Source organism: Pseudoalteromonas sp. TP27, assembly GCF_056470645.1.
Genome location: NZ_JARDAK010000001.1, coordinates 145,385 through 164,847 on the forward strand (window position 1 = coordinate 145,385; position 19,463 = coordinate 164,847).

13 protein-coding genes are annotated in these 19,463 nt (G+C 38.8%); 7 read left to right on the plus strand and 6 right to left on the minus strand.

Annotated elements, in window-relative coordinates; all coding sequences use genetic code 11:
- Positions 1–43: 43 nt before the first annotated feature.
- Entirely contained in the window at positions 44–463 is a 420-nt protein-coding gene (locus tag PX700_RS00655) for an MAPEG family protein (RefSeq protein WP_165740970.1), read from the minus strand.
- A gap of 346 nt (positions 464–809) precedes the next feature.
- Between PX700_RS00655 and PX700_RS00660 the strand changes: the two genes are divergently transcribed.
- Positions 810–1,976 (plus strand): DUF3103 family protein, encoded by a 1,167-nt coding sequence (locus tag PX700_RS00660; protein ID WP_415636216.1) that lies wholly within the window; start codon positions 810–812, stop codon positions 1,974–1,976.
- Positions 1,977–2,754: 778 nt separating this feature from the next.
- On the opposite strand, the gene PX700_RS00665 is transcribed toward PX700_RS00660, so the two are convergent.
- From PX700_RS00665 to PX700_RS00680, 4 genes are all read right to left on the minus strand, one after another.
- The gene (locus PX700_RS00665; RefSeq protein ID WP_415636217.1) at positions 2,755–3,876 is read right to left on the minus strand and encodes an ABC transporter permease; all 1,122 of its coding nucleotides are present in this window, start codon (positions 3,874–3,876) and stop codon (positions 2,755–2,757) included.
- A gap of 2 nt (positions 3,877–3,878) precedes the next feature.
- The gene (gene rbbA, locus PX700_RS00670) at positions 3,879–6,689 is read right to left on the minus strand and encodes a ribosome-associated ATPase/putative transporter RbbA (protein WP_479519549.1); all 2,811 of its coding nucleotides are present in this window, start codon (positions 6,687–6,689) and stop codon (positions 3,879–3,881) included.
- Positions 6,689–7,693: an HlyD family secretion protein gene (locus PX700_RS00675; protein ID WP_479519550.1), complete on the minus strand. Its 1,005-nt coding sequence runs from the start codon at positions 7,691–7,693 to the stop codon at positions 6,689–6,691. Before PX700_RS00675 ends, rbbA begins: the two co-directional genes overlap by 1 nt.
- A 796-nt stretch (positions 7,694–8,489) precedes the next feature.
- Positions 8,490–9,599: an endonuclease/exonuclease/phosphatase family protein gene (locus tag PX700_RS00680; RefSeq protein WP_479519733.1), complete on the minus strand. Its 1,110-nt coding sequence runs from the start codon at positions 9,597–9,599 to the stop codon at positions 8,490–8,492.
- A gap of 459 nt (positions 9,600–10,058) precedes the next feature.
- On the opposite strand from PX700_RS00680, the gene PX700_RS00685 reads away from it, so the two are divergent.
- From PX700_RS00685 to PX700_RS00700, 4 genes are all read left to right on the plus strand, one after another.
- Entirely contained in the window at positions 10,059–12,362 is a 2,304-nt protein-coding gene (locus PX700_RS00685; RefSeq protein ID WP_479519551.1) for a peptidase U32 family protein, read from the plus strand.
- A 13-nt stretch (positions 12,363–12,375) separates the two neighbouring features.
- Positions 12,376–13,035, plus strand: coding sequence for a glutathione S-transferase (locus PX700_RS00690; protein WP_479519552.1), 660 nt, complete (start codon positions 12,376–12,378; stop codon positions 13,033–13,035).
- A 134-nt stretch (positions 13,036–13,169) separates the two neighbouring features.
- Positions 13,170–14,432 carry a valine--pyruvate transaminase gene (locus tag PX700_RS00695; RefSeq protein ID WP_479519553.1) on the plus strand — a complete coding sequence of 421 codons (1,263 nt, stop codon included), beginning with the start codon at positions 13,170–13,172 and terminating at the stop codon, positions 14,430–14,432.
- A gap of 606 nt (positions 14,433–15,038) precedes the next feature.
- Positions 15,039–16,241 carry an Nramp family divalent metal transporter gene (locus tag PX700_RS00700; protein ID WP_479519554.1) on the plus strand — a complete coding sequence of 401 codons (1,203 nt, stop codon included), beginning with the start codon at positions 15,039–15,041 and terminating at the stop codon, positions 16,239–16,241.
- A gap of 101 nt (positions 16,242–16,342) precedes the next feature.
- On the opposite strand, the gene PX700_RS00705 is transcribed toward PX700_RS00700, so the two are convergent.
- Positions 16,343–16,795: a hypothetical protein gene (locus tag PX700_RS00705; protein WP_479519555.1), complete on the minus strand. Its 453-nt coding sequence runs from the start codon at positions 16,793–16,795 to the stop codon at positions 16,343–16,345.
- On the opposite strand from PX700_RS00705, the gene PX700_RS00710 reads away from it, so the two are divergent.
- A complete protein-coding gene (locus PX700_RS00710; RefSeq protein WP_479519556.1) occupies positions 16,780–17,970 on the plus strand; it encodes a PQQ-dependent sugar dehydrogenase in 1,191 nt (396 codons plus the stop codon). The two genes, PX700_RS00705 and PX700_RS00710, sit on opposite strands and share 16 nt — an antisense overlap.
- Before the next feature lie 402 nt (positions 17,971–18,372).
- Positions 18,373–19,425 (plus strand): hypothetical protein, encoded by a 1,053-nt coding sequence (locus tag PX700_RS00715; protein WP_479519557.1) that lies wholly within the window; start codon positions 18,373–18,375, stop codon positions 19,423–19,425.
- Positions 19,426–19,463: the final 38 nt, after the last annotated feature.

Genomic DNA, 19,463 nt, shown 5'->3' on the forward strand with positions numbered 1-19,463 from the left:
CTCTTCGCTTTTTTGTTTATAGTTTATAAATACATTTTATAAATTAAGCTATTAATCTTAGCCCTATCAACACCAGCATAACCACATTAGCAAGCACACCTATTAAAAAGAAGTATGAGCGCGGACTTGGGTTTTTCTCAGTAGCAATCGCGTAGTACAGCACCATGTGAATTAAGCGCGCGATTAAGTAAACCCAAACACACATTGCAAAAATAGGGCTCTGTAAATTAATTACAAAGGCAAATAAAACAGTACCTATAAATAACGCGCTGTTTTCAAGCGTATTATGAAACGTACGATGCGCTCTAAATATAAAACTGTCGTGCGATAAATCATCGCTTATTTTACCTGGTACTGCATTAGGCTCTTTTGCTTTGCTAAATGTAGCTACCGCCCATTGTACAAGTAACATGATTAAGTAAAGGTAAAATGCCAAATAGGCCGAAAGTGCAACTTCAGTCATTATTAAATCCCTTGTTTTAGTGTATTAGTATAGCCCAGCATATTTCATACCAAAAATAACTTGCTGATATTAAAGGAAATAAAGCCATTGTATTATGAAGCATATGTAATACATACCCTATTTTTATAAAGTTTACTTAGTACTTTAGACTCTGCTACTACGAACTATTGAATAAATTTCAAGTACTATCTTTATTACTCGAATCATAATTACCAATACTTTTTGGCTATTGAAAGAAAAAAAACCAATACCAATACTAATTACTTATTTTGAAAAAATTCACTTGAACATTTACTCTAATCGGTGTCTTATAATAGGTACTGACAACAGAGCGGAAGAACTAATTATGAAAAATAAAATAACAAAGCATTTAGCTGCTTTGGCTTTATTAAACCTTGTATCAGCACCGGCTTTTTCAGCGCAGCTTAATATAAATGAAATTGAAGACTTATCTAAGTTAGCAAAATACAAAGACGTGACAACAATTAAGCGTAATTTTGCCAAAGATGTAGCACTTAACTACAACTTACTAAATTCGGATCTTAAGCAAACGCTAAATCAGTATAATCTTACGCTAAATGCCGACCAGCTTTCGTCTTTGGGTATGCAAAAGCAGCAGAATATTGGTGAAGCAAACAGTGCCTTACAGCAACTAAAAGGGTTACCACAGAACACGGGCAGTTTATTACAAGTTCGTTTAGCAAGCGATACTATGCTCGCTGATTGGCAACAAGGCCAAAGCCCTTTATTCGCGTTTGCACCACAAGGTGACGATAAACTGTGGACCGAAATTGAAGCGTTTGACCAATTTGGTCAGATTCATTACTTAGCGGTTGATGAACTGCCAGAACAACCTGTATTTGTTGTGGAATTAGATCAGCAAAAAGTACAAAGTGCAGGTATTGCTGTTATGCGCAGCATTCTATCTCCTGAGAAGTTAAATGATGGCGCATTTGGGCAAATAAACCAATTAAATAACGAAAAGCCAATGCAAACCAGTGTATTGAAGAAGATACACTTAGCTGATGATAAAGAGCCGTGGATCTCAGGCAAAGCTGAGGTGTATGCCATTGTTACAGGTATTGATCCATCTAGAGATGAGCCGATATTAGATATAGTAGATCTACCTTATCTCGATCATGACGAAACGACCTACAGCCCTAATCAAGTTGTAATTCATTGGCAACGTTACCGTTGGCAAGCAGTTGATATGCTTTTAATGGAACAAGATGACAACACTAATTATAAAACGTTAGCATCAAAGTTATTAGAAATTACAGAGCAAGTTATGTCCAACATTCCTGACTTGCAAGCACAGGGTTTTGCCATCATCCCTAAACTGACAAATGAGCTACTAAAAGCAATGCCAGACGAGTGGTTTACCAATAATGATGACTATGTTGACGTTTTTTATACTCTTTTTGAGAACAAAGACTATCAAGAATATAAAGGGGCTAGTAGCAATGCAACCATCACATTGTCACCTTTAGTAATTAACCCTAGACAAAACTAACTTAATTCTGGATATTAAATTTATCTTAAACCGCTATTTTCAGCGCTAACTAAAAAAGCCACTAATTGTATAAATTAGTGGCTTTTTTATGCCTTACACATTCATTTATCCGATACACCGCCCACATCGCTAAACATTAATTTATACCAATCTGCTTATATATGGGGCCTATTTAATCGCGGCGCGAGGTTTGTAACCTAGTGGGCTCGGTAACTGCTCCTGCGTTACCCTACTGGCTTACATCCCTGTAAGAATAAGTAAAAACCGAGCAAAGCTTCCGCGTCCTGCTCACGCCCCTTACCTACATCCATGCAGGCAACAAAGAGTAAATAGCCCCCTTTGGGCAGCGCCTGTTTGGCATTAATGCTACGTTATCGCCCATTTATGGGGAATAACCACACTACATAGGCTCTGCCTTGCCTAAATACCAAACAGACTGCTGCAAATTCAACCTTAAAAGATCAACAGACCCTAGTTGTTCTAAATAAAAAATTTTTAACGACGCTATAGTGCAATTTAATTCGTTAAATTGATCAAAGATTTATGCAGTTTGGTATTAATACCAATCGCATTAAATTAACCTAAACTCTGGTTAAGAGATTTACTAATGCATTGAATCATGGTGATATTTAAATTTATTTTCTCTAGCCAGAGATTTTCAGTGGAAACAAGGCGAATTTACGCGTCAATAGCGGGTCTATTGCAAGTAAATTCAACGCAGTTGGCGAGTTATTTAATACGCTAGAATGATTATGTTTTAATAAAATTGGTATAATCACTAACCTTGCGCTACTGAGTTACGAAAGCGTGTTAATGCAAATATAAAAAATACACTGCCAATTGCAAATAAAGCCAAAAAGTAAGGCCAAACTACATCCCAGCCTGCTCCTCTGTACAAAATAGCTTGAGCAAATTTCACAAAATGAGTAGTAGGTGCAAATAGCATAATATTTTGTACTATATCAGGCATACTTTCACGCGGTGTGACGCCGCCTGACAACATTTGTAATGGCAATAATATAAGGATCATCAATAAGCCTAATTGCGGCATAGTCCGTGCTTGAGTGCCTAATAATATACCCAATGATGTTGTAGCAAATAAATGAATTGCCGCACCCAGCAAAAATAGCGCTGCTGATCCATGAATCGGTACTTGTAAAAAACCTTCAATCACAATAAAGAGTGAAAAAGTGGTCAGTAATAAAATGACCAAACCATTGGCCCAAATTTTAGCCATTACAATTTCAAACGGCGTTAATGGCATTACTAATAAATGCTCTAGCGTACCGTGTTCACGCTCACGTATTACTGCGGCTCCCGTTAAAATAATCGAAATCATGGTAATAACATTCATTAATTCCATTACACTACCAAACCACACACTGGTCATATTTGGATTAAACATTATGTGCGCCGATTGCTTAATAGGTAGCGTGTATACCGCTCGATAACCTTTCACAAATTCATTTATTTCAGCACTGATAATTGTTTGAATATAATTATCACCAATAAATGATTGCGACATACGAGTGGCGTCTATATTCACTTGTAATGTGGGTTGCTTACCCGCAAGTACATCACGCTCAAAGTGTGGCGGAATATTTAGCACGAAGGTATAGCTTCCGTTATCAAGTGAAGGATCCACTTCACTTAATGCAATAACGTCAGGCGTTTTAAAGTAAGGATCGTAAAATGCATTAATTATACGCTTAGATAATTGTGATTGATCGTCGTCAACAACCGCAATAGGTGCATTATTTAATTCGATAGATGTTGCCGAAGAGACTACATAAATTAATCCTGTAAAGGCAAAAAATACAAATAATAGCAGCACTTTATCGCGCCATAAGCTACGCAGTTCTTTAATACCTAGATTAAGAATATTCCCGCGATGTTGCATGGCTATTTATCCTGCTTTGGAAGTAAAAATACACTGGCTAGAGTCAGTACCGGTATAAAAGCAAGTAAAGGTAAAAGCTGCGCCGATAAATCAGAAAAGTTAAGTGCTTTATTAAATACACCACGACATGCTTCTAAAAAGTAGGTAGTTGGAAACAGTTTTCCGATTATTGCAGGAAAGCCCTCTAGCGATGAAACAGGGTCAATCAACCCGCAAAAGTTAACTGCAATCATCAATACAACCACAGTTGATGCTGCTAATGCCGATATTTGTGTCTTAGTAAAAGCCGAAATCAACAGCCCTACCCCCGTTGTTGCTGTTACATACAATAATGCAGCCACGCTCAACGCCCATAAACTTCCTTTTAGCGGAACGCCAAACACAGTGACAGCAAGGGCAACTAAACCAAAAAAACTCACCATACTAACTAAAATGTAAGGCAGTTGCTTACCAATAATAAATTCGAGTCGCGTAACCGGTGTAACATATAAATTTGTAATTGAACCTAATTCTTTTTCACGTACAACACCCAGCGCCATTAATATCGCAGGGATAAACACTAATAAAAGTGGAATAACAGCAGGCACCATAGCCTCAATGCTTTTAAAGTCTTGATTATAACGATAGCGTGATTCAATATTCGCAGGTACCAAATTGGGTATTACCCCATAAGTACGCAATGATAAATCAGTGAGGTAAGTGTAATACGAGCTCGTCATATAACCCGATATAGTTTCCGCCCTAAAAGGCATTGAACCATCAATCCAAACTACAATTTCTGGGTTTCGCTCGCGTTTCAATTGCTGACCAAAATTAGGCGGAATTTCAACTGCCACACTTAACTCGCCGCTGCGCATTCGTTTATCTAGCTCTGAAGGGCTTTTAATATCGGCTTTTTGTATGAAGTAACGCGATCCTGCAATATTTTGAATGTAATCTCGACTCTCAGGGGTTTGATCTTGATCCATCACCGCAAAGCTCAAATCTTCAACATCAAAGGTAATACCGTAACCCAAAATAAACATTAAAATAATTGAGCCCAACAACGCAAAGGTTAAACGGATAGGATCACGCCATAGCTCTAGCGTTTCGCGATGTGCGTAACCAAATAATCGTAATAAACTAAAAGCGGCATTCCCTTTCTTTTTATGAGTGGTCGATGTTGTAAGTAACTCATCTGATAATGTATCAGACTCGTCAACTGCTGAAATTGGCAAACTTGAAGCAGCAGATTCAAGTACCGCTTCTTCTAAGTAAGTAATAAAGGCATCTTCGAGAGTATCAGCACTACGCGCTTTACAAAGTGCAGCGGGTGTATCGCTGGCGAGTATTTTTCCTGCGTGCATTAACGATATTCTATCGCAGCGTGCGGCTTCATCCATAAAGTGGGTCGAAATAAAAATAGTAACGCCCTGATCCCGCGATAACTCAATAAGTAATTCCCAAAAGTCATCACGTGCAACAGGGTCTACGCCTGAGGTAGGTTCGTCAAGTATTAGCATTTCAGGGCTATGCACTACCGCAACTGCAAGTGATAAACGCTGGCGAATACCTAATGGTAAATCGACAGGAAAATCATCACGGTATTTTTTAAGGTTAAACCGTATAATTAATTCATTAACACGCGGCGCTATTTGCTCTGCAGGCAAATGAAATAAGCGCGCATGCAACACCATATTTTGCTCAACAGTTAACTCATTATAAAGTGAAAATGCTTGCGACATAAAACCAACGCGTTTACGGGTTTCTATATTGTTAGCATCAACAACTTGACCAAATAACTTAGCTTCGCCACTGCTTGCCGGTTGCAGGCCTGTTAGCATTTTCATGGTTGTGGTTTTGCCACAACCATTTGACCCCAAAAAGCCAAAAATTTCGCCTTGTTCAATACGCAAGCTAACATTATTAACCGCCGTAAAATCGCCATATATTTTACTAAGCGCTGTAGCCTGAATAGCGGCTTCTGTTGTATTTAGGTTTTTCTGGCGAGGAGGAACTACAAGCACTTGATGATCATGACGTTTTTCTTCAGGTAATAATGATATAAATGCTTCATCAAGGGATTTCTTCCCTGTTTGTGCTTTAATGTCTTCTGGGCTACCAGTACCTATAACTTTGCCATCGTCCATGGCTATTAGCCAATCAAAATCATCTGCCTCTTCCATGTAAGCGGTAGCAACGAGTACACTCATATCAGTGTGCTGAGCGCGTATATGGTTAATCAATTGCCAAAATTGACGACGAGAAAGCGGATCGACCCCCGTTGTTGGCTCATCCAAAATTAATAACTCAGGGTCATGAATTAACGCACAGCACAAACCGAGTTTTTGTTTCATCCCGCCTGAGAGTTTTTCTGCAGGGCGATCGGCAAACTCAGCGAGTCCAGTGCTTTTTAATAAGTTTTTAATTCGATGCTGGCGCTCTTTTTTTTCTTGTCCAAAAAGACGGCCAAAAAAATCAATATTTTCAAAAACAGACAAGGTGGGATATAAGTTTTTGCCTAATCCTTGTGGCATATAAGCAATACGTGGCGAAGTTGAGGTACGAAAACGGCTACTACGCATATCGCCCCCTAACACTTCAATGTCACCCTTTTGAACGGCACGTGCTCCCGCAATAAGCGCGAGCAAACTCGACTTACCTACGCCATCGGGGCCTATAAAACCTACCATACTGCCTGCAGGTAACTCTAGGTTAATATTATCCAACGCTAAATTATTGCCATAGCAATGCGTAACCTGAGTCAGCTTTACTACACTAAAAGATTTTTTAGTTTTATTACTCTGCTTTTCGCTATTGTTTGCATCAGCCATTATTCAGGCACTCTAACCTGTAACTGCATAGGCCAATTTTGCTCTGGTGCTAATAAAACATAAGCAAGCCCGGGCACACCTGTTTTAACTTGTTCAATATGATCGTTTAATAACTTTGAGTCTAGCTTCACTTTTACTCTAAACATCAGTTTGTCACGCTCGCTACGCGTTTCTACTGACTTAGGCGTAAATTGTGCTTGCGCTGATACAAAAGTAACTTTGGCGGGTAACGTATATTGTGCTATTGCATCTATTACAATGCGTGCCTCAGAGCCTATTGTTACTTTGCCAGCTTGCGCTGTTGGCAAATAAATACTCATATACACATCGGTTAAATCAAGCAAAGAAAAAACCTTACCACCGCTGCCAAGCACTTCACCAGGCTCTGCTAATCTATATAATATTCGGCCACTAATAGGCGCTTTAAGTGTGCTATCGGCAATATTGCTTTGTAATCGTTCAATACGCGCTTGTGCCGCATCTATTTCTGCATCCGACTGCACCACTTTTACATTTGCCGCTTTTAAAGCTGCTTGCGCTGTTGCAGCGCTTGTGCGTTGTTGATCAACCACTTCTTTTGAAATATGCCCCTGTTTAAGCAGTGTTACTGAGCGACGTAACTCGGTTTCTGCAAAAGTAAGTTCACTTTTATGTTGTTCTACAATTGCCAAAGCATATTTGCGTGACTCAGTAGCAACACGTAACCCTGCATTAGCCTCACGTAATTGTGCATTTAAATCTTCAGTATCAATAACCGCCAAGGTTTGACCGGCTTCAACCATATCGCCTTCTTGTGCTAAAACCTCAATTAAGCGACCCGGCAATTTTGTTGCAATATCGTACTCCGTCGCTTCAATACGACCATTTCCATAGGCTACGCTCTCTGGCAATTGCTCAGATAGCAGTGCAGATTGCTGAGTTTGCCAAACATACCAACCACCCCCACCCAATATAATCACAGCAGCGATTGTACTGATAGATTTGAGTGTCGATTTAATCGTCATGCGGTAAAACTCCATGTATATAAAAGTGGGTAAATATAGTTAGTATTGGCGTATTTAGGGTCTGTTGTTCTTTCAAGGTTAAATTTGCAGCAGTCTGTTTGGTATTTAGGCAAGGCAGAGCCTATACAGTGTGGTTATTCCCCATAAATGGGCGATAACGTAGCATTAATGCCAAACAGGCGCTGCCCAAAGGGTTCTTCCTAGGGGCTATTTACTCCTTGTTGCTCGGTTTTTACTTAGCCCACTAGGTTACAAATCTCGCGCCGCGATTAAATAGTCCCTAGTTTGAACAAATTTTAATCCGCAAAGATCAACAGACCCTAATAAGATTAGGCTAATACTGCACTATCTTAGGTGTTAACTATCAATGCACTAGTTAATTGTAGTATAGGAGTGACTCTACTTTGTTACTTCACGATAGTAGATGGTTTTAATGAATTTTAAATGTCAGTACCCCTATTAATAATCTATCATTACTGGCGTTTATAAATATGATTTAGATCAAAAAACATTCAACGCAATAATAAAGATTACAAATAAGGTACGCCCTACCAAAAACGGCTTATTTTTTAGTCTCCAAAAATATAAGATTAAGCCAAAAAGAGTATCAGGTTCTTTAAATATCCGAATAAATATAGGGGCACCGTATTTAAGCCCTTTAATAAAAAGGCTGCTCTTTTAATGCTGGTTCAACTATTGATATGGCTTTTTCAGAACGTGCACTAGCACGTGAGTTCTGCTGCAGAGTAATCAACCATAAACAAGGTTTAGTGTTAATTCATTCATAAAAGACCGTTCATGATCTCAATTTAAGCGTAACTAACACAACACCATGGTCGGTAGTTAAATCATCACGCTCATACTCCGGATTTATTAAGTGCCTATCGTACGTACTGTATTCACTAACTTCAAAAAAGCTATCATCGTAACTGGCGTCAAACTCACACGACAATAAAATGTAATCAAGTACAGAGCTGCTAGCACCATAGTAATGTGTAGGCGCTCTGAACGGTGCTGGCTTTGTTATTTTTGTATTTTTTACTTGGCTTTTATCCGCTAAATCAATAACCTCACTATTATTGCTATCACAATCACTTTGTTCATCGTTTGTTATTGCTTCATCGCTAAAAACATCATCATGACTTAGCTGCGACTTTACAAACAAATCCCATGAATCATTTAAACAATATTTAGCGAGGTAGGTTTTAGCGTCAAATGCAGGTGCAAAGCGTAATGTATTAGTGAGCAAATGACTTAATACGCCATCCGCAAGTTCATTATTAAAGTCGCCCATTAAAATCATGGGTTGATGCGTCGCTTCACGCCGAGCAATCATTTGTATCATTAGCAATGTAGCTTCACTGCCACGTTGAATAGTTGAGCCCCACCCGCCCGCTACATTCGCTTTTAAAATCTCAATTATATTTTGCTCGGCTGTTAGCTCTTTATTGTGCTCATCAACATTAATCATTGGGCGCTTAGATTTAAAATGCACCACATAACAATCGGTATTGCCTATATGCGGAAGCGTTATGGTTGCTCTTAGTACTTTACGACTAAAGGTAAATTCACTATTAAGGCCAAGCGCACTTGCAAGCTCGCTATCGTGCTCAACCGACGCCACTTCAACTATCGGGTATTTAGTGGCTATTGCCACTACGGGGCGTTTATAAATAAAGTCATCAATTATCTCAGGCTCATCAACTACTGCAAAGTAATCATAACCTTGCTCACCCATTAACTCTTTTAGCGAATCAATACTAAACACTTCCTGAAAACCAATCACGTCAGGGGTATGCTCTATTAAGTAATCAACAATCCATCGCTGCTTTTTAGCCCACTGCGCAGCGGTATAAATTTTCTCAAACTCATAATACGCGTTAGGCGGCTCAAGGTAGTTAAACAGGTTAAATGTGGCTATTTTTAGGTGAGTGTTGGTAATTACAGCTTCTTGAGCGTTTAAATCTGTATTTAACTGTTTAATATTTTGATTGCTGATGGGTATCGCCTAAGTAAAGTTGAAAGTCTAGCTTGCTTATAAACTATCATTTTATTACATGTTTACGTAATAAATCAGTCAGCTTAATTACAATTTTATACAGTCTTTTATTCTATACCAAGCCGCAATAATACTTAATCATTTTGCGGGGCTAAACGTGTCGCTACCTGTGTTAAAAAATTCTCATATAGAACAACTAAATAGCGAATTTTTTGCCTAGCTATCAACACGTTTTTCCATCCTCAAAATAGATCACTTAATTAAGCGAATTGGTATTAGTCTTTATTATATCCCTCAATAAATAGCATTAACGCGCCTAAACAGATAAAATTCGCGACAATTAAATATGAGCAAAGTGAAGTTGTAATGAGTAGAAAGATTGAACTATTAGCCCCAGGCGGTGATGTAAACGCGGTAAAAGCCGCCATTGTAGCCGGTGCTAATGCGGTTTATTGTGGGTTAGATACCTTTAATGCACGTAACCGAGCGTCTAATCTTTCGTTTGATGAGCTTAACGGCGCACTGCGCTTAGCGCATGAATACGGCTGTGAAATATTTTTAACGCTAAATGTAGTTATATTAGAGCACGAAATGGGCGCGCTATTTAAGCTATTAAACCAGCTAGTAAATACCACGCTTGATGGCATTATTGTGCAAGATTTAGGGTTGTTCAATATTGTTAAAAAACACTTTCCTACTTTGCATATTCACGCATCAACTCAGTTAACTACACATAACGAATCACAAGTTGAATTTTTAGCGCGCATTGGCGCTACACGCGTAAATTTATCACGCGAGCTTAACTTAACTGAAATTAAAATATTGACCGACGTAGCGCATAAATGCGATGTTTTAACCGAAGTGTTTGTACATGGTGCTTTATGTATCGCGTTTTCGGGGCAATGTTATTCAAGCTCGGTAAGTGTGGGCAACTCGGGCAACCGTGGTCGTTGCTCGCAAGCCTGTCGTGACGAATACGAGCCAACGGCTATGGGTAACAAGCATCCGTTAAACTTAAAAGATAACTCAGCTTATTTCGACCTACCAGAGCTAGTAGCTGCAGGCGTTGACTCATTAAAGGTAGAAGGCCGCATTAAAGGCGCTAACTACGTACACACAGTTATTGATAGCTGGCGCAAGCAAATAGATACCTTTGTACAAACCGGTAACTTAATTGAAGACGATTCTAGCTTGTATAAAGTATTTAACCGTAACTTTACTAATAAGTTTTTAACCGGCGACATGACCAAAAACATGTTTACCGACAATCCGCGCGACCATAGCTTTGATCACGCAAACGAAAAAAGTAACGCTATTTCGGTTGTACAAATTTACGATGCGCAACAAGAGCTCTCCACTCAAAAAAGTGAAATTGATTCATTAGTTAAAAAGAAAATTGAGTTTTTAGATATTTCAAAGCGTGAGCTTCGTTTTGAATTTTCAGGACAGTTAAACCAGCCATTCACTGTAACGCTGGTTATTAATGATAAAAACGATAGTTCGTTAATAAATGAAAGCGCGAATTTGAACACTGAGCAATCTCAGCGCTTTGAAGTACAATCGCAAATGGTTATGCATACCGCTGATAAATCAGTTGTTGATATTGCTGCCATTGATAAGCGCTTTAAAACGTTTAGTAATGCCAATTTTGAAATTAAAAATATGGATTACTCAAACCTCGGCGACAACTTAAGCATTCCGTTTAAAGAGCTAGCGCGTATTAAAAAGCAGGTAGCATTTTTATTAAACGAAGGCAAAGACGTTATAGCCCCTGTTGAACTACCTAAACTAGTGAATCACGAAAAAGCCGAAAATAAAACGACGCTCTCTGTTTTAATATCGGACATAAAAGACGCTCACTTATGTAATTTAACAAACGGTGACGTTTACTTTAAATTGCCTGAAAGCTTTAGAACCGATAACGATAAATACATAAATGTATTTTTAGAGCACCCACAGTTAATTCCGTGGTTTCCAGCCGTGTTAATTGGTAAAGACTTTGACGAAGCCGTGCGTTTACTAGAAGTGGCAAAACCTAAACTTATTATTAGTAATAACACCGGCGTGGCATACAAAGCAGTGCAAATGGGCATTGACTGGATTGCAGGTCCTTTACTAAATACTACAAACTCTTATGCGTTATTAACGCTACAAGAGGATTTAAATGCTAAAGGCGCGTTTATTTCAAACGAAATAAACAAGCAGCAAATGCGCAGTATTAAACGCCCTAACAACTTTAAAATGATGTACAGCATTTATCATCCAATACTAATGATGACCAGCCGCCAGTGTTTTTTCCAGCAAACCGTTGGCTGTAAAAAACCACGTATTGATGCAAGCTGTATGCTGAGCTGTAAAAAAGAAACAACCGTTACCAATGTTAAAGGCATTAGCTTTGCCATTGATAAACAAAAAGGTGGCTACCCAAGCATTTATAATCATGAGCAATTTTTAAATATGGATATTGTGACCGATTACGCCGATAAGTTTGACGAGTTCATGATTGATTTAACTGACATTGGCTCAGGCGATAAAGAAAAACTAGATAAAGCCGTGTTACTCGCCCATTTCCAAGATTTAATTAGCGGACAAACACAAGCAGCTGATCAATTAAATCACATGGTAAAAGTAAAAACACGTCAGCAATATGTTGAAGGCTTAAACAGTTAAGGTAAGTAATAACATGACATTGCCATTATTATATTCATTACAACACTGTCCATACGCAATGCGTGCACGAATGGGTATTTTAATGGCAGAGCAACACGTGCTACTACGCGCTATTAAAACTAAAAACAAACCACCGCATCTTTTGCACATATCGCCAAAAGGCACGGTGCCAGTTTTGTTATTACCTAATGGTCACGTAATAGATGAAAGCCTAGACATTATGCTCTGGGCGCTTAAACAAAACGATCCGCATAATTTACTGCATACTCAGGACCCATTAGCACTTGAGTGTATGCTTGAGTTAATTAAGCTAAACGACACGCAATTTAAACCAGTCCTCGAAAAATACAAATTTTATGCCCGCACAAAAGACATGGCACAAATTTACTATCAAAAAGTCTGCGAAGAGTTTATTAAGCAATTTGAAACAAAACTAGCCACACATAAATACCTAATGGGCGATGAAAAAAGCCTAGCCGATTATGCCCTACTTCCTTTTATTAGGCAGTTTGCCCGCGTAGATAAACACTGGTACTTACAAAGCGAATACGCACACATACGCGCGTGGTTAAACGAATTTTTGCACGCCCCGATGTTTACAAAAGTAATGACCAAATTTGATTTGTATATGGACTGCGGCGAAGAATTTTTATACGGCGTTAAAAAACCTTAACTTAGCCTCTTTTATAAGAAATTACATTACTATAGCTGGCTGCAAATCTCAGCATTGAATTATTCTCAACATGCAATTTAAGCACATAATTTACGCTATACTGCCCTCCCCTTTACTAGCGTAAAACAGGTATTATGAACTACTCAAACTTTGGCACTAAATTTACACAGCCCAACGGCATTACTCAGTTAATGGAAGACTTAGGCGGTGCTAAAAACAGCAACAATCCTAATATTGTTATGCTGGGTGGCGGTAACCCCGCATTAGTACCACAAGTAAATGATGTGTTTTTAGCTGAATTACAAAAACTAGTTGCTAGTAATAAAGTATCGCAAGTATTTGGCCTTTACGACGGCCCAACCGGTAACGACGAGTTTAGAGCAGCATTAGCGGGCCAGCTAAGTAAAGAATATGCATGGGATATTAGTGCCGATAACGTAGCACTTGGCAATGGCAGCCAAGCTAACTTTTTTGTGTTGTTTAATATGCTGGCAGGCGAAATGCCTGATGGCAGCCACAAAAAGATTTTATTTCCCCTTGCGCCAGAATACATAGGTTATGCCGACCAAGGTTTATCGGATGATATGTTTGTTGCCATAAAACCAGACATCGAAATTCTAAATACTGAAAATGGCTCAAAACAATTTAAATATGTGATTGATTTTGACGCAGTTGAAAACGTATTAGCAACCGACAGTAGTATTAGTGCACTTTGTGTATCACGCCCTACAAACCCTACCGGCAACGTAATTACCGATGAAGAAGTATGCCATTTGGATGCGCTTGCACATAAGTACGCTATTCCACTTATTATTGATAATGCGTACGGCGATCCGTTCCCAGGTTGTATTTACACCGATGCAAACCTAACCTGGAACTCAAACATTATTTTATGCATGTCACTTTCAAAACTAGGCTTACCTGGTTTACGCAGCGGTATTGTGGTTGCTAATAATGAGATTATTAAAGCCATTGGTCGCGTAAATGGCAGCATGGTTTTATCGCCAAATAGTATTGGCCCAAGCTTAGTGACGCGCTTAATTAACGACGGCGAACTACTCCCGCTTTGCCGTAATGTTGTGCTCCCTTTTTATAAAAACAAAGCTCAAATAGCGATTGAATTGTTTGATGAAGTATTTGCCGAACTGCCTGTTTATTTGCACAAAGTTGAAGGTGCCTTTTTTATGTGGCTGTGGTTTAAAGATGCAAAAATGACCAGCGAAGTATTGTATCAAAAGCTTAAAGCTCAAGATGTGTATGTAATTCCTGGGCACAACTTTTTTATTGGTATTGACGATAGCTGGGCTCACAAGCACGAGTGTATTCGTATTAACTATGCTACTGATGCCAATACACTAAAAAAAGGCTTAGAAGTGATTAAATCGCTAATAAAGTAAATACACTGATGCTGATATTAATATCAGCATCACCCATTTAACTCGATTGGCTTATATATTCGTTTAAAATTTACTGCATTTAATACTCTGCTTGTTTGTGCAGTAAGCGTTATTTTAACTTTGAACCTTAGCTTGTAACACTTACTCATACCCATTTTTAGCTTAAACTTTACCCAAACGCACTGTATCCCCTTTAAATTTATATATAAATTGGTATCCTACGCGACCTTTTTTAATACCAATTCGCTTAATTAAGTGATCTATTCTGAGGTGAGAAAATCGTGTCGATAACCAGGCAAAAATTTCGTTATTTAGTTGTTCTCGGCAATTGCTCCTGCATTGCTCTACCTCCTGCATCCATGCAGTCGTATATCAGAAATTTTTAACGCAGTTAGCGTCAGATTTAATCCCTCAAATTGATTAAGTATTATTGCGGATTGGTATAATATATGCTGGTAAAAAAGAACCAGCCAAAAGGCGACATCGCTGCAGGGCACTTAATCTAAGTGGCAGCAATAACACAACAGGCATCGCGTATAAATATCGTTTTTAAACGTTGGATGTAACTTTAAATAGCAACATGCAATAGCACTATTAAGGTCAATTATGCGATTAGGACCAGGACTACTCGTCACCGCTGCCTTCATTGGACCAGGGACCATTACTACTGCCAGCGTGGCAGGTGCAAACTTTGGTTTTGCACTTATATGGACATTACTGTTTTCAGTAATTGCCACTATATTATTACAATCTATGGCGGCGCGCCTTGGCGTTGCTACAGGGCAAGATTTAGCACAAGCGCTCAGAGCAAATATTCAAACGCCCTTATTTAAATCTTTAGCTATATTTTTAGTTATTAGCGCCATTGGCGTGGGCAGTGCAGCTTATGAAGCGGGTAACTTAAGTGGCGCTAGCATGGGATTAATTGAAATATTCCCTCAAGTTAGCTCTCAAGTATGGACACCACTTATCGCATTTTTAAGTGCTGCTTTATTGTATAGCGGCAAACATAAAGTGGTTGAAAACGCGCTAATTTTACTCGTTATTTTAATGAGCTTAGTGTTTATCTCAACACTTGTAATGGCTGCTCCCTCGCTCAGTGATGTATTTTCAGGTTTTATCCCTAGTATGCCTGAGGGTTCTATTACAACCATACTCGCTTTAGTTGGCACTACCATTGTACCGTACAACTTATTTTTACACTCCGGCGTGCTCGCTGCTAGACACGACAGTAATAGCGATATGGAAAAAGTGATCAAACAAACAAATGTTGATACAGGCCTATCAATCACCTTAGGCGGTGTGATCACGCTCGCTATTTTATCTACTGCATCGGTTGCATTTTATGGCACCGATGCGGGGCAAATTAGTGCTGCTAACATGGCCGTACAGCTAGAGCCATTACTTGGTGATGCCGCTCATTACTTTTTTGCTATTGGCTTGTTTGCAGCAGGTTTAACAAGCGCCATTACAGCGCCACTTGCGGGTGCTTATGCTGTGTGTGGCATGTTAGGTTGGTCAAACGATATGAGTAACACGCGCTTTAAAGGCGTTGCTATTGTTATTTTATTGTTTGGTGCTGCGGTTGCCTCACTCGGTTTAGACCCTGTAGCGGTAATTATATTTGCACAGGCGGCTAACGGGTTATTACTCCCTATTGTTAGCACCTACCTTGTATGGCTGGTTAATCAAAAAGGCGTTATGGGAAACTACACAAACTCTGTGGTTTTAAACCTAGTAACTCTACCCGTTTTAATCCTAATTTTTGGGCTAAGTAGCTACAAATTAATTAGTTTGATTTTTAGTTAAATTCTAAAAAATCATATTTAAAAGCCGCTGTTTATAATAAACAGCGGCTTTTATTTATTAATCATCAAAATAACGTATAAGCCGTATTCACATTCATGCATCTAACACTCTTTTTGGTTGTTAGTTACCTTTATTAATTGTGAAAACGCATAACCACCTACCGCGCCCGCAAGCAGTTGAGCATAAAAACCCCAGCCTCTTGCGCCCGCTATAATATGAATATTCATAATTGATTCAATGGCAATTAACACAATACCAAACGCCACAATGCCAGCAATAACAAATAGCTGAGTACTGTATTTTTGAACCTTTTTATTAAGCTTTGTTGTAGCAAAAAAAGCGATGGCAAGTGCCAAAGCAATAATAGCGCCGTAGGTCGGTAATAGGCCTAACCAATCATCAAGCGTTAAACTAACGCGATCACTAATGCCCACCACTACACCTACATTAACTAATTGATTGACAACGTATTGGCTATGAAACAAGCTAGCAAGTGCGAATGTAAGTAACCAAGAAACTAAAAATGAAGGCAATATACGTGTTAAAAACGACATGGTTATCTCAACTTAAAATAAAGCTTTTCTCTTATACTAGTCATGCTAGCAAAGGCTTGCCCCGTAAACAATGTATCTCTTTTTTTACTCTACTTTCGCTTCTTTCGTTTTCTGTTAATGCAGATGCTACGTTACCAAAGGAGCAATACAGTACAAAAACACTGGCTACGCAATTACAGTCTCCGTGGAGCATGGTTGAACTACCAAACGGCACATGGTTAATTACAGAGCGTGACGGTCACGTCGTTATAGTTAAAAACAATGCGCAATCGAGAATAAAATTAAACCTTGAGGGCTTATACGTTGCAGGCCAAGGTGGTTTACTCGACATTGTATTATCACCAGATTATAACGACTCCAAAGAAGTTATTTTTACTTATGCCCAAGGTGATGCAAGCGCAAACAGGCTTGTTGTTGCTAAAGCCACGTTTAATGGTACTGACTTTTCAAAGCCACACGTTATTTATAAAGTAGCGACTGATAAAAACACACCGCAACATTACGCAGGACGCGCCCTTGTACTACCCGATAATACGTTATTAGTTTCAACGGGCGACGGGTTTGACTTTAGAGAGCAAGCACAAGTTATCACCAGCCAACTTGGTAAAATATTACGTATAAACCTAGATGGCACCATTCCAACAGACAACCCATTTATTAATCACAAAAACCTAAATGCCCATGCTGTTTACTCACTCGGTCATCGTAACCCGCAAGGCTTAGTTTATGATTACGATACACAACAAATTGTTAGTCATGAACACGGCCCTGCAGGCGGTGACGAACTAAACTATTTAACCGCTGGTACTAATTACGGCTGGCCGGTAATCACCTATGGTAAGGATTACTCACAAGCACGTATTTCACCATTTACCGAATATAAAGGCATGCAAAAACCAAGTGTTAATTGGACGCCTTCAATAGCCCCATCAAGCATGGCGTATTACGGCTCTAAACATGCAGCTTTTCCTTCATTACAACAACATGTGCTAGTCACAACGCTAGTTGATAAAAAGCTCTACAGCGTTAATCTGGCCAATGGTGAGTTTACGCAATCTCACGTACTTCCTGAGGCTTCAGGAAGACTAAGAGATGTGTTTATAACCGATAAAGGTAACGTCGCGGTATTAACTGACGGTAAAGAGGCAAAGCTTATGTTGCTTAGGGCAAAATAAGTGCGCTTTCAAATTTACAGACTCTTCTAAATAATTGGGCATAGGTTCTTTGTGTTAAAAATAATACAGATACTAAAAGAACCTTTCCCATTTTTGTTCAAAGCTAATCAAATAAAAAATCATTTCCATAAATTTTATACCTTCTTATAACTTAACTATATTAACTAAAATTATTGCCTCCAGTTTTATACATGGCTTTTGCCTATGTGGTTAGTAAGCAGTCAAATTCAGTTGTGTATTTTCCGCCACCCCATTATCAGTCCCCTTTAATTAATAAGATAAAGCTCTCACATGAGCTAGAGCAATCGTTCCCGTAATAATTACAGTATTTACGCGCCCTTTATTTACAAATAAATCAATTAGGTTACAATTCGTACAAGTTTAATAAGGAAGAAACTGAAAATGAAACAATCATTTACACTCACCGTAGTTGCTTTAGCTGTTGCCGGATGTGCCAGTACGAAAGTAGAAGATACAACCCCACTAAATCCAACTTCTGTACTCAAGGCTGAGTATGCAATTAATGGTTTATACGTACCTGACTACACAGGAAAGCAAACGGTATTAACCCGTGAATCCAATCGTGTTATTCGAGAAAAAAATGAATTTGATAGCTGGCTAATGCGCTGGGCAAATTCTGATGAGTCTCGTGTTTTTGATGCTCAAAAAAATAAAAGCTATTACATTGATTACGATGACGAAACTTATAGCGAATGCCCTATCAAGGGATGTAATGAAGTAAGCTTTACAGACAGTATGTTTGAAGAAGACGATAATGCCGAAGAATATCAAACCTACGAGGAAGTTGGTTGTAGCGTCGATTTAAAAGAGAATTCATTTAATGTTGATAAAACAGGTAAAAGCCGTGTTATTAATGGATTCGCCACAGAGCAGTACGTCGTAAACTGGACAACTCGTTACCACGATACAACAGGCGCAGAAGATAAAAACATTGTGACTTTTGACTTTTGGACCACAGCACAGAATGCTCAAACTAAACGTGCATTGCAGGTACATGAAAAGTTTCATGACAACTATCTAAAAACCATCGGTGACGACAATGCACTAATGAACTTATTAGGTGCTCAAGCCTATAAAGCCATTGCTGGTTTTACAGGTGATATAAGTAACGAAGATAGTCAGTTCGGTGGTGAGATTGGTAAAAAACTAGCAACCATCAAGGGCTACCCAATCTCAATCAAGCTTGAATGGAAACAGCAATTAAAAGCTTGTAAAACCGCACGAAAACCTATTGATTACAGCGGTGGTTTGGATGAAGTTGGTTCACAATTACTTGGTGGGTTAATGGATAAAGGCAAAGAAATGGTAATGGATCACTGGCGTAAAGACCCTGTTGTACGTTACGTTTACGAAATAAAGTCTGTTGAAATTAAAGACATTCGCGACAGTCAATTTTTGGTGCCTAAAGAATTTAAATTAATAAACCGCTCGTAATAGGTTGCCCATTAAAAGTGCCGTCACAATTAAATATC

Bases quoted from the DNA above. Each gene is read 5' to 3' on its own strand.
- PX700_RS00655 (WP_165740970.1), bottom strand. From the start codon at position 463: ATGACTGAAGTTGCACTTTCGGCCTATTTGGCATTTTACCTTTACTTA.
- PX700_RS00695 (WP_479519553.1), top strand. From the start codon at position 13,170: ATGAACTACTCAAACTTTGGCACTAAATTTACACAGCCCAACGGCATT.
- PX700_RS00715 (WP_479519557.1), top strand. From the start codon at position 18,373: ATGAAACAATCATTTACACTCACCGTAGTTGCTTTAGCTGTTGCCGGA.
- PX700_RS00685 (WP_479519551.1), top strand. From the start codon at position 10,059: ATGAGTAGAAAGATTGAACTATTAGCCCCAGGCGGTGATGTAAACGCG.
- rbbA (WP_479519549.1), bottom strand. From the start codon at position 6,689: ATGGCTGATGCAAACAATAGCGAAAAGCAGAGTAATAAAACTAAAAAA.
- PX700_RS00690 (WP_479519552.1), top strand. From the start codon at position 12,376: ATGACATTGCCATTATTATATTCATTACAACACTGTCCATACGCAATG.
- PX700_RS00705 (WP_479519555.1), bottom strand. From the start codon at position 16,795: ATGTCGTTTTTAACACGTATATTGCCTTCATTTTTAGTTTCTTGGTTA.
- PX700_RS00665 (WP_415636217.1), bottom strand. From the start codon at position 3,876: ATGCAACATCGCGGGAATATTCTTAATCTAGGTATTAAAGAACTGCGT.
- PX700_RS00660 (WP_415636216.1), top strand. From the start codon at position 810: ATGAAAAATAAAATAACAAAGCATTTAGCTGCTTTGGCTTTATTAAAC.
- PX700_RS00700 (WP_479519554.1), top strand. From the start codon at position 15,039: ATGCGATTAGGACCAGGACTACTCGTCACCGCTGCCTTCATTGGACCA.
- PX700_RS00675 (WP_479519550.1), bottom strand. From the start codon at position 7,693: ATGACGATTAAATCGACACTCAAATCTATCAGTACAATCGCTGCTGTG.